The organism is Vibrio sp. A2-1 (genome assembly GCF_021728355.1).
Taxonomy (GTDB): Bacteria; Pseudomonadota; Gammaproteobacteria; order Enterobacterales; family Vibrionaceae; genus Vibrio; species Vibrio splendidus_K.
Map to the genome: position 1 here is coordinate 356940 of NZ_JAKKCO010000003.1, position 11700 is coordinate 368639.

Genomic DNA, 11700 nt, shown 5'->3' on the forward strand with positions numbered 1-11700 from the left:
TGGCATTTAGGAACTTATTAATGATTAACGTCAGTAGAACCATTCTATTTAGCACTGCCCTATCGGTAATCTCTTTTACTGCTCATGCGAAGATATACTCAGACCAAATCGTCTTAGATAAACTTGGAGAAGATATCTGTCGTTTCGACTATCGCGCTCTCAACAATTCAGAAGCTCAAGAACATAAAACAGCACTGATATCCCGTATGAATGTTTGGGACGTTGTTGGCCTTCAGCATGATTGGGTGATCATGGGCTCCGGCTATCATGGCCTCATTAAACCAGGTCAACCAAGCGACAAAACCTGGTGCTACCCCAATACACCAGAAGCGGGCTTGCCATACTACGAAGCACAAGCTATTCAAGAGAACAGTAACCTTGAAGTTCAACGAGCTTTAGTCAATGACGACACGAACTTTATCAGGCCGCTAAGTTACTTAGCTCACAGTCTTGGGTACGCTTGGGTTAGCGGTAATAACGGGCGTTACGTCGGTCAAGATATGGCAATAAAACCGCTTAACAATGGTTGGGAGATTAAAGGGAATAACAATGGAAGCTGTACCGGTGAGCGTTGTAATGAGAAGACAACCATCACTGTCGATAACTTCTCTTACGTACTCGATAACACTGCGTTTTGGCACGGCTCGGTAGAAGAAACTAACCAAGAGCTGGTCAACACCCTTACAGCTTATGCTATTAACAAGACTGATCAGCCGAAACAAATCGTCGTTGACCTTCATTTTAAGCAATCAACACAATGGAGTAAAACACAGCGCTTCGACCTTGCTGATTCAGTCGTCATTGATGAGACCTTTCATTGGCCGCAAGTTCGAAAAACAGAGGTAAGAGTCGTGCTAGAAGAAGGCCAGCGCTTCTCTGATACCAACAGTGGCTCTCGCTTTGAGCCGACTGACCTACAAGCCATCATCACTGTACCAGCGAACTCAGTACTTCCCTTTCAGGTTGAGTTCTTGCGCTCTACCATTTCATACCCATACCGTATCAAAACGAGCATGAGTTACGACGTGAACTTCACAGGTTTCCTCCGTTATAGCGGCAATGCGCTAAGCTCCCACCCAACAAACCGCCCTACTGTCTCGCACACCTTTACGATGGGCACCAACAGCGAAAAGCAAGCCAATATTCGCTACCAATGGGACCATCGCTATATACCTGGTGAAATGAAATGGTGGGACTGGAGTTGGGCAATCAACACAAATGGGCTGAGTAGCATGCAATATGCCGCAGGTGCCAGTGTGCGTCCGTTCTACTCTCACGTGTCTGGTCAATTCAGTGCTGAATCTCAATATTCAGGGATGATAGATATCGGCGCTGAGCATTCTGTTGATTCATTCGATACAACGACGTTCAACAATCACGAAACCTACTACGCGGGTGATATTAAAATAGTGACTGATTTCAACCCTGACACTTTCGCTCAACTTGGGTATCTAGATGCTCAACTTGTGATTAACCCTGTGCAGCAGTAAGCAAACTCATATTCCCAAATCTAGGTTCACCACACTGGTGGTGAGCTTTTTGCAACCCCTCAATCAAAAAAGCCAAAACACTCCTGCGTATCGGCACCCAAACGAGGCTCTTGTTTATGGGTGAACCTTTATCTCGATAAATACGGCCAGCTATTCACTCCAAGAAAAAGTTAACTATGAAAAACAAAAACACGTTATGGCGGTTTGTCGCCATACTATACAGCCCCATGTCAGCCGCGCTTTGCTTAAGCAATGGAGTTCAGGATACCCAATCACTAGACACAATAAACAATGATCGTGCCTCTTTATGGTCTCGAAATGAGCTTTATTTGGAACCACAGTTTGGTACTACGTTAGGCGAACTTGAACACGATGCGCACACGCAATCTTTCACATCAGCATGGCCACAAACAGAAAAAGCGTTGGCTAACGTCCCACAAACATTCGAAAGCTCGTTGAGCCAAGAAAGCCTAATCAATCGGTTGGGTCAGGCCGGTTCTTCTACTTTGGAAGTCTTAGGGCCAATCGGAGATGCTGTTGCGGTGGGCTTTTGGGTCGACAACATGGTCCAAACATTCTCTCAAGAATCTTCGACTCAACTCGACAAAACGGCTTCTATTTTTTCTCTCATTCCTCTAGTTGGTGATGAGCTAAACCTATTATCGAATGACATTAAGTACTTCTCAGCCAAAGAAAAAATCACCGAATTTGAAAACCAATCGCATTACGTGTTTACCAACCACTCATCAGAATTTTCTCGTTTCCATCATTCAAAACAAGATGCCATCGAACTCATCAATAAATACGACGATCATGTCAAGCTCACTGCCTCTATGTATATAGATAACCTACTTCTTGAAGCAGACACTGAGTATCGCCGGTTAGCTTCAGCGTATGACAGGCAGTTATCTAAACAAATGGCACGAATTGATTTAGAACTGTTGAAGTCAATCGGGCATGTTTCCCCTAATTCAAATCTACACCAGCCGCTATGCCAAAATGCTCAAGACTCTTTAACAAAGCTCGAACGCTGCATTCGCATTGAAGGACCAGCACGCATCGAGGATCTGATTAATAAACTGAACGCAGATGACTATAACGAGCTCGCTTTGAATATACATAGCAAGAAAAGAGAACTTGTTGAAATTGCTTTGCGCCGACTATCCACACATAGAGAGAACACAATTAAACGGCTCATAGAAAGGTCAAAGCCTCACGTGGTATCGATCCTTACACACAGCAAAATCAACCGAAGTATATTGGAATTTCAAGTAAGGCAAAGTGGATTGAGAGAGTATGCGAAAGAAATGTGGGATATCGATTACCTGAGCGAGGAACAACTCAGTACAGCAACTGTAGAAGTCCGCCCCGCAAGAACTTGCTGGGGTGTTCCTTCCATTGCCCCAGGCGGTATTCAAGCTTCTCTAGATGCATGTAAAGACTCTGGTCCATTGTACGATACTTACCACCCTAAAAAGGATCCTGAGTTATCCGAATTGTTGCTAAAAAAGGTAGAATTTAATGTCGAACAGCATATTGCATCGAGGGTTGTTAATGGTTCGCCAGCAGGCTTATTTAGAACTCAGCTAATCAACACCGCTAGCGCTTATATATCTGGCCAGTCATCAAACAAACTATTTGAAGAGCTAGTGTCCGAGTTAGCGAACATCCAGATTCTTAGCTACCAAACGCCTTTCAGCGAATACTTAGATAGCAAAGGAATTGACAGCTCTGATCCAAATGTTCGTAAAAGTTGGTATGAGATTAGCCGTTGGTATGAACTGCTGCTAACAGAGCGACCGAGCGGCGGAGTGTTAGATCAAATCAAACAATATGAAATTTTTAAACATTTTATTCAACCTCAATTCAAGCTCGCTATTTCAATGTCTTACATCCGCTCTCTCAATTACTCGTTACCGTATCCAAGTGTATACTCTGCAGCAAATCTTAGGTTTTATGCCCCTAAAATGGCAGACATACTCGATGACGTGATGTCGCAGCCAAGTACTAACTTTGATCAAAACTTTCAAAGCGCTATTGAAAGCATCATTGAAAAGGCAATGATGACGACGAATGCCAACCAACTTCAATATTTATTAGGCGATCTTTCGCTCTATCTACAAATCGCGCAACATCAGCTGTCAGAATTCAATGTATCTCCTAACAGTCAACATCAACTGTTCAACAGCACGCTTTCTCCTCTGCACCTGAGCTACCTTTCCGATGAGCATCAAGATGAACTGGAACAACAAGTAGGCTATGTATCTTCACATGCCCTCTGGGCCCAACTCGCGAATATCAAAATAGCGTTGAGCCAAGGAGATCTCGAGTCTGCAACTAGGCAGCTTGGGTTAATCATTAAACAAGAAGAATTCACCATGCTCCCACATCTCAACCATCTGCTCCTCAAAGAACTCGAAGATTGGATTGAATTACAAATCGCATTAGAGGAATAAGCCATTGAAAACTAAGATTTTCTTAACGCTTTCAGTACTTTTAATACTTGTTGACCCAATGAATGTATATGCTGGAAAAGGCTCAGAATTCGGCCTCTTTTATGACGCTCCGGATGGCGTAAAAGTGATTGCTGGGTACAACTCAAACACCCACGGTAAACTTTATCGCATGTCTAGAAACCTCTACGTACAAACAAAGAGTGACGCATACCTTGCAGATATAAGCGTGTTAATACGCAAGCTACAGTTGTCACAAACTGGACGAGAAATTTTACGACAAATCGCTACCTACGTTCCGGTCAATGCGCCTCACGACGATGTTGAACCATTAATTGAACATACAATGGGGATCGACCACTCTAATGCTGCGGTTGTCACTGTGATAAGAGAACCAGAAGGACCAGGAAGACTCTTTGAGACGATACCCTCTAAATTTGAAGATCAACAAAAGGCCTCGCTAGCTTGGCAGCGACAGTTTAATGGTAAGGGGGTCTCGAATACGGTTTACTTCTCCACCACGGAGATGGTCAATATTCCAGGAACAGAGACAGCGTTTGATCAAACCGTCGCATTAGGCCATGAACTCATACACGCGAGAGACTTCTCTTCCGGTGCCGTACCTCAAGGTAATGCGCCTCTGTCTCACCGACACCCAGACACCAATAAAGCGACAGAGTATGTGATTCCAAATTATGAATATCAGACCACAGGAATTACTCACTACAACAATGCTGAACACGGTCGAGATCCCGTTACGGAAATCAGTAGTGCCAGGCAGTCAATCATCAACCTTCGTGAAGAGATGTACTTCCAATGGAAAGCGCTAGGACAAGAAAAACCTAAGGCGTATTTAAAAAATGAAAAGATCGTGAGTGAATTTCATTTGGCTGACGATTTGGGAAAAGCAAAAAGAAATACTTATTGGCCGAAAGAGCACTACGACTACAAGCCATATACGCTTGAAACAAGACCATCCGCAACACCTCAGCATGCACCGAACTGGGATACTGTAGAAGGGAAAATGGCACATATCGAAGTTAGACAAGTACTAAAGAAATCGATAAGTGAAGGTAACAAACCTGCGATTGTTATCGTTGATGCTACCGAACAACGCTTATCTCAAAGCTTGCAAAATTCACCAGCGCTGACACGCCGAGGACTCGGAAACCAAAGTTCAATTCTGAAATACGCTGCTCAAAACGATATTAAAGTGGTCAATATTTATAGCAAGCAGAATGAGACCCCACTTACCTCCTTAATGAAACGTAAAAAGAGCCTTCTTTATCGTTCAATTTCAGGCAAACAGACAGACGCAGACCAAGGTTACAATGATGTTCAATACAGCAAAGACAATGAAAGCACGTTAGTCTCAGCGCTTGAGGAAAATGATGAAGTTTTGGTCATGGCCTACTCCGATGGGAAAGTAACAACTAATGTAATCGATAGCCTATCTGAAAGCATGGATAAACAAGTGGTTGTATCCAGATACGCTAACTTAGATTATCAACCTTCAAATCTCAGTGCGGAAGAAAGTACCGCCTGGAAGGCACTTAGCAACAAAGAGAATGTGAAAATGCTAGGTGGCGGTAGTCGCTCTCGCTTCAATATATGTAGCATCCAATAAACAGCATTGTCGAACACGAAGCACCTTATATCGCTGCTCCTTTCTGTGGCCAAGCACAGCAACAAGTAGCGAGGTTATGACAAATAAACCCGCTACTTGACTTAAAAATGAAATCACAACGAAACAAAAGTTTGAGTTAATGGAGTCGGTTATACACTGGGATTCCATCAGGAGGATCTATGAAACATTGCCCATCTTGTTCAACTGAACTGGTCGCAAGAGACGATGTACAAATTTGCCCACGCAATGAAATCGGCGACTGCTATTTTGATGGCTATGAGCAATATCAGCTCGAATATCATCAACTTAAAAACAACCAACAAGACTCAACTTTCGACATCGCAGACATTGTTGCCGATTAGCTGGCCAAAGCCTTAGTAGGTAACCTACCTACTTACCTACTTGGCTACTTGGCTACTTGGCTACTTACCAGTAAAGCGGTCGTAAGTGAGACACCGGCAATGAATTATTTCTCAAATATAGAGACATGACCGGTTCAGATGAGCCCGTAAATAATTCTATGCAGTTGCCAACATTGAAAAAGCCCCGATGTAAGACACATCGGGGCTTTTAATACTTCTTCACGCCACAAGTAATTGACGAATTAGATAGTGGTTTAGTCGAGGACTACCACATTAGATCATCTGGGATCACGAAGTCTTTGTACGGATCATCTTCGTCTACTTCATCAGAGCTTGAAGCTTGAGTATCAACGATAGATTCTTCGTCACGCATCGCGATCTTGTTCGCTACCGCAGTAGGAATAACAACATAGCTTTCGCCTTGACGCGCGATACTTAGAATACCTTTACTTAGTTGCTTTTGAGTCAAGTCTTCTACGTAAAGGTATTTAACTAGCGTACCATCGGTGAAGTTGTATTTGATCTCACCGTTCTTCTGTTCGATCTTGTTCATCTCAATCAGTTGCTTCACTTGAGCTTTAATTTCTTTGCTCAACTGCTGTTCTTTCAACTGTTGGTTTAACTCTTTGTCTTTCGCTTGCTGCGCCAGTTTAGTTTCTTCTGCTGCCGCTTTTGCTTCACGAGACTGAACGCGAGACTTTTTAGAGCCTTTTTTCGCCTTCTTTAATTTTTTCTCATTTACCAAGCCAGCTTTAAGCATTTGCTCTTGGAGTGTTAACTTTGCCATGACTTTCCCAGTTCAGGATTAAAAACGACACTATCATACCTGTTTTTGAGGAATCTGTTTACTGAACAATGGCAAAATTTTTGCTGATAGAGCAAGGCGGTTAGCGTTATTCCTTATCGTGATTCACAGCATCCATTTCTGGTTATTTCCCGACCTATGATTTCCACGAAAACACACCGCTAGTGACTTACCCTCAAATCCAAATCGTTCCTCTATTTGTTAGCGTGCGCGCGTATCACTTATCATTCCGACAAAGCAATATGTTAATTATCAATGAGTAATCGAATTTATAAAACCATGGCATATATCTAATATTTGGATAATTCTGATAGAGTTATAACTCCAATGTCATAACTCTTTACTACGTTATTCTTTAAACCAATCAGTAAGGATAACGTGAAAATGAAAACTCAATGGACTTGCCTGAGTGCATTACTTGCATCAGCTTCATTCATTTCAACCTCGGCTATTGCAGATACCGATGTGTACCTGACCAATAACACTAGCCAAGTAATGACGATTCAAACCAATCACACAGGTACTGACCAGCTTCAATTCGGTGATGAGTGGCAACAGCATGTTGAACAGATTGGCCCTTGGGAGACGAAGAAGCTGATCAGTTTCAATCGCTGGACTGGTGTGAAATCTGGGAAGACCTACGAGTTTGACACTGTAGTATCGAACGCTGTGGGAGAGAGTGTCACGCTCAATCAAACCATGAAAGGTCATTGGTACAACTCGACACTGCAACATGGTTTAAGTGCCGCAGACGTCAACCTAACGCTGCATGACGATCGTAATATTCATCGCAGCACAACCGATGCATTCGGGGTCAATGCAGAGCTTGCACTTAAAGCCGATTCTACGGCGCGCTACGATGATATTTATTACACCATCACCCCACCCAAAGTGGATGAGCAACCAGACCCGGATGCCAATACACTCAAAGTCATGACCTACAACATCTGGGCGCTGCCTGCCATCGCTTCGCATATTGGTGACCGCTACGATCTTCTCCCTCAATATGTAAAAGGCTACGACGTGTTGGCGCTACAAGAGGTGTTTGCTAACGGCAGAGATGAATTCTTGCGTGAACTTGCAAAAGAGTACCCGTACCAAACCAAAATGCTCGATAAAGATGGGATTAACATCTATGACGGTGGCGTGGTCATTGTGAGCCGCTACCCTATTGTCAACGAAGCGCAATACGTGTTCCCTGATTGTACAGGCACAGATTGTTTCGCTGATAAGGGCGTGAATTACGCTGAGGTCATCAAAAATGGTCAGGCTTACCATGTGTTTGGCACTCACACCGCGTCGTTCGATACGGACACCGCTCGTGACTACCGACAACGTCAATTTAAACAGATGCGTCAGCTTGCTCAATCACTGGAAATACCAACTTCAGAGACGGTTATTTACAGCGGTGACTTCAACGTGAACAAGCTGAAGTTCCCAGGCGACTACCAACAGATGTTCGCTAACCTGCAAGCCGCTGAGCCTGAGTATTCAGGTTATACCGCTTCCACCTTTGATCCTCGCATCAACAACTTTGCAGGCGAACCTATGTCGGGTGGTGAGAATGTTGAGTATCTCGATTATGTGGTAGTAAGCTCGGAATATGCAGCCAAAACGCATAACGACAATCGCGTGGATGTTCCAAGATCAACAAACAGTGAGTTATGGAAGCACTACAACCTTTCAGACCACTTCCCTGTCAGTGCTGTCATCAAGTAGCGCGGTGAACCCATAATGCATCGAGTTATATTAATCCTAATGCTCGTCGCGGTGACGAGCATTGTTGGCTACTCATGGTCATCAAAATCGATTGAAACAGCGCTATCTTCTGCTCAACACACAGAAGCTAAGCCGCGTGTTTCTACGACAACTGATGACGATAATTTCACACCAACTGCAACCGCCAGTTCGGAAGATGCAGCATCGCAGAACAAACAAGCCGAAGCAGAATCATCGGGCGGAGAAACGCATGTTGAAAACTTAAGCGAACTTGAAGGTAAAGCTCTATTCGATGAACTCGATGGGTTCTGGGCGCTTTGCAAACAACGCGATGACTGCACTGAGCAACTCGCACGATTGAAATCAGAGTTGCCGAGTATATGGTTTGAGTTACTGAGCGACTATCCGCAGCTATCAGTCGACTGGCAATTAACCCAAAGCACTATCCCACTAGAATCCATAGAAACTCTTGAAGAGCGTGTTGCCCTATTCAAACAATCTGCACAGCAAGTATGGGGAGAGTTGGCCCACCAGCTATTCGCAGACCAGTTTGCGCATCTAGATTTTACGCTCGACGCAAACACCCTTAAAGAAAACGAAGCGAGCCAGTTTTTGGCCAACTATCAAGGTTTGCTTAGTGAATGGCAAAACAATACGGACACGTTAAACGCCGAAACACAGCTTCAAAAATATGAATTGGCAGTCTCTTTGATACCCAGCAGCTATAGCCCTGCTGAGATAGTATCAGTCAAAGCGGACCTTCAAGAGACCTACTTAGATGAAACTGAAGCCAAAAACATTGCCGCACGAGAACAACAAGTCACGCAACAGCAACAAACAGTGATGACTTACCACAAACAACTGGATCAGCTCAAAGCGACCTTAGGCTCTCAGCGTTCCTCAAGTTATGCCACTTGGACTCAACAAGATTGGGACAGTTACTATCAGCAGCAAGTATCCGATTTCAGGGAGCAGTTTTTTAGCAAGTAACGCTTTAACTTAAACCGTTACGGAACTGCGCAGGCGTTTTATTGAGCCACCCTTTAAACGCCCTTCTGAAATTTGCTGGGTCGCTATAACCGAGCCTTTCACCGATGTCATCAATGCTCATGTTTGTGCCGAGTAACAGCTCTTTGGCCAGTTCCACTCGAACTTCGGTAAGCAATATTTGATAACTGGAATCATGGATCACTAGCTGTCGCCTGAGTGTACGAGAGCTACAACCAAACTCATCCGCGAGCTGTTCGATATTCGGAAAGTTGCCTGCGGTTTGGTAAAAGATCGTTTTGATCTGATTAGTCAACAGATGCTCAGAGTCCAACGTCTCCACTATCGACTGACAAGAAGTTAGATAGCGCTTCAGTGTCGCGGCATCATGAGTCAATAAGGTTTGTGACAAAACAGAAGCATCAAAACGCAGTTCACAATGGTTTTGTTCAAAAATCACCGGGCACTGGAAGCGGTTGTCATAAAGCTTGGCGCAATTGGGACGAGCATAAGGAAAAGCCAGAGTGTTAATAGCTAAATCATAACCAGTCAGTTCTTTGAACAAAGAGACAATTGAACTCAAGAAATACTCACTGCAGAAAGGAAGCAGTTCTCCCACTTCCAAGGTGTTCTCAATCTGAATCACCGCTTGCTCGGAATCTAGAAACAATTTAACCGAGAAGATAGGACCATTAAGGCGCAGATATTTAAAGCCCGACTTGATGGCCTCCCCGACATTTTGACTGGTAGATAGCGCATAACCCAACACACCAAAATGGCTCAAGCTAGCGTGTTCACCCAACCAAAGCCCTAAGCCATCGTGAGGAAAACTCTGATTAGCCGCGCTAAACAACGCAAGTTTATCAGCGTAAGTCAGCTTTCCATTCGGGTCTCGCCAATCCATAGTTTCTAAACCCACGTCCATGAGTAGCCTTTCAATATCGAGACCTCGTTGCTCTAAGGTATTCAACAGCAGCGCGATATCTAATGTCCCCAACTGATGCCGATGTCCGGTTGGCTTATACTCCGCGATAATCTCCAAGCGTCTCTCCTTATATCTAACCCATTCCCATAAACATGACTACTCAGCTTTAACAACACTGCTGACAAAATCGTGATTGGTAACGCGCTCTTGTCCGAATATGACCTCCCAATTCTACGCTACTCATCGCACAATGGCTTTAATTGTTAAAATAATGTGAACCATCGCAATGATAAAAACAAATCCAGCCCCACACAGTTTGATTGATTCTAATGGTCAGCCGTTCATTGGGCATTTCGATGGCATCCCAAAGCACCTGAACATCGAGAACTTTGACTACCGAAACTCGATGGATTCAAAAGCAAACCCTTGGCAGAAACACTTCCACTACAAGCAATTCCAGTTTGTCAGCATCGTCACCGACACGCACATTATCGGCGTGGCCATCGCGGATATTCGCTACTTAGGATCGGCATTTTGTTATCTGTACGACGTAGAAAACAACCATCTAGAAGAGTCATCTTGGTTGAGGCCATTAGGCTTTGATAAGCATGTAACGCCTTCACCATTCGAAGGAAAGACAAGCATTGCAGATCAAAGCATCACCTTTGATATTGAAGACGGACAATGGCGAGTTCGCTTGAATACCAAACTCATAACGGCCGATATCGCTTTAGAGCCTGAAACCGACAGCTTGCCCTTGGCGATGTGCAGCCCAACGGGCTATTCAGGTTGGACTTACACCCAAAAGCACAATGCTTTGCGCATCAGCGGCGACATCCAAATCAAAGGAGAATCACTCGATCTCACTCAAGCTCGTGCCGGTTATGACTTTTCAGCGGGTTACATGAGGCGTGAGACCAGTTGGCGCTGGGCAAGTATCAACACGCAATCCAATGGCACAGATATTGGCCTAAACCTCGCGGCGGGCGTGAATGAAACCGGAGGCTGCGAAAACGTGTTATGGGTCAATGGAACCAGACACTTGCTTAACCCGGTACAGTTTACGTTCAGTCGCCAAGACACGAACTTGCCTTGGCAGATAACATCACAAGATGGACGTATAAACCTGACCTTTACGCCCTTGAATAACCGCAGCGAAAAGCTCAATTTATGGCTGTTAAAGAGTAATTTTCGTCAGTTCATTGGTCACTTTTCTGGCTCGATTGAAGACAACAATGGAGTGACACATCGACTCGATGGCGCTCTTGGTCTAACAGAAGATCACTTTGCACGCTGGTAGCGAAATTCTGCTGACTGAATCACAAACGATCA

9 protein-coding genes are annotated in these 11700 nt (G+C 44.3%); 7 read left to right on the forward strand and 2 right to left on the reverse strand.

The window, feature by feature from the left end; translation table 11 throughout:
* Positions 1-20 precede the first annotated feature (20 nt).
* The 4 genes from L3V33_RS12950 to L3V33_RS12965 all read left to right on the forward strand — a co-directional run bounded on the left by L3V33_RS12950 (position 21) and on the right by L3V33_RS12965 (position 5932).
* Positions 21-1490, forward strand: coding sequence for an aerolysin family beta-barrel pore-forming toxin (locus L3V33_RS12950; RefSeq protein WP_171312867.1), 1470 nt, complete (start codon positions 21-23; stop codon positions 1488-1490).
* A 176-nt stretch (positions 1491-1666) separates the two neighbouring features.
* Positions 1667-3946: a hypothetical protein gene (locus L3V33_RS12955; RefSeq protein WP_237290557.1), complete on the forward strand. Its 2280-nt coding sequence runs from the start codon at positions 1667-1669 to the stop codon at positions 3944-3946.
* Positions 3947-3950: 4 nt separating this feature from the next.
* Positions 3951-5570: a M91 family zinc metallopeptidase gene (locus tag L3V33_RS12960; RefSeq protein WP_237290558.1), complete on the forward strand. Its 1620-nt coding sequence runs from the start codon at positions 3951-3953 to the stop codon at positions 5568-5570.
* Between the two features lie 179 nt (positions 5571-5749).
* The gene (locus L3V33_RS12965) at positions 5750-5932 is read left to right on the forward strand and encodes a hypothetical protein (RefSeq protein WP_017077989.1); all 183 of its coding nucleotides are present in this window, start codon (positions 5750-5752) and stop codon (positions 5930-5932) included.
* Positions 5933-6197: 265 nt separating this feature from the next.
* On the opposite strand, the gene L3V33_RS12970 is transcribed toward L3V33_RS12965, so the two are convergent.
* Entirely contained in the window at positions 6198-6719 is a 522-nt protein-coding gene (locus L3V33_RS12970) for a DUF2058 domain-containing protein (protein ID WP_004734880.1), read from the reverse strand.
* A gap of 402 nt (positions 6720-7121) precedes the next feature.
* Between L3V33_RS12970 and L3V33_RS12975 the strand changes: the two genes are divergently transcribed.
* The gene (locus L3V33_RS12975) at positions 7122-8456 is read left to right on the forward strand and encodes a sphingomyelin phosphodiesterase (RefSeq protein WP_237290559.1); all 1335 of its coding nucleotides are present in this window, start codon (positions 7122-7124) and stop codon (positions 8454-8456) included.
* A 39-nt stretch (positions 8457-8495) separates the two neighbouring features.
* The gene (locus tag L3V33_RS12980; protein WP_237290690.1) at positions 8496-9446 is read left to right on the forward strand and encodes a chromosome partitioning protein ParA; all 951 of its coding nucleotides are present in this window, start codon (positions 8496-8498) and stop codon (positions 9444-9446) included.
* A gap of 4 nt (positions 9447-9450) precedes the next feature.
* Here L3V33_RS12980 and L3V33_RS12985 read toward each other — a convergent pair whose 3' ends face one another.
* Positions 9451-10485, reverse strand: coding sequence for an AraC family transcriptional regulator (locus tag L3V33_RS12985; protein ID WP_237290560.1), 1035 nt, complete (start codon positions 10483-10485; stop codon positions 9451-9453).
* A 169-nt stretch (positions 10486-10654) separates the two neighbouring features.
* Here L3V33_RS12985 and L3V33_RS12990 point away from each other — a divergent pair, with 169 nt between their 5' ends.
* A complete protein-coding gene (locus tag L3V33_RS12990) occupies positions 10655-11668 on the forward strand; it encodes a DUF2804 domain-containing protein (RefSeq protein WP_237290561.1) in 1014 nt (337 codons plus the stop codon).
* Positions 11669-11700: the final 32 nt, after the last annotated feature.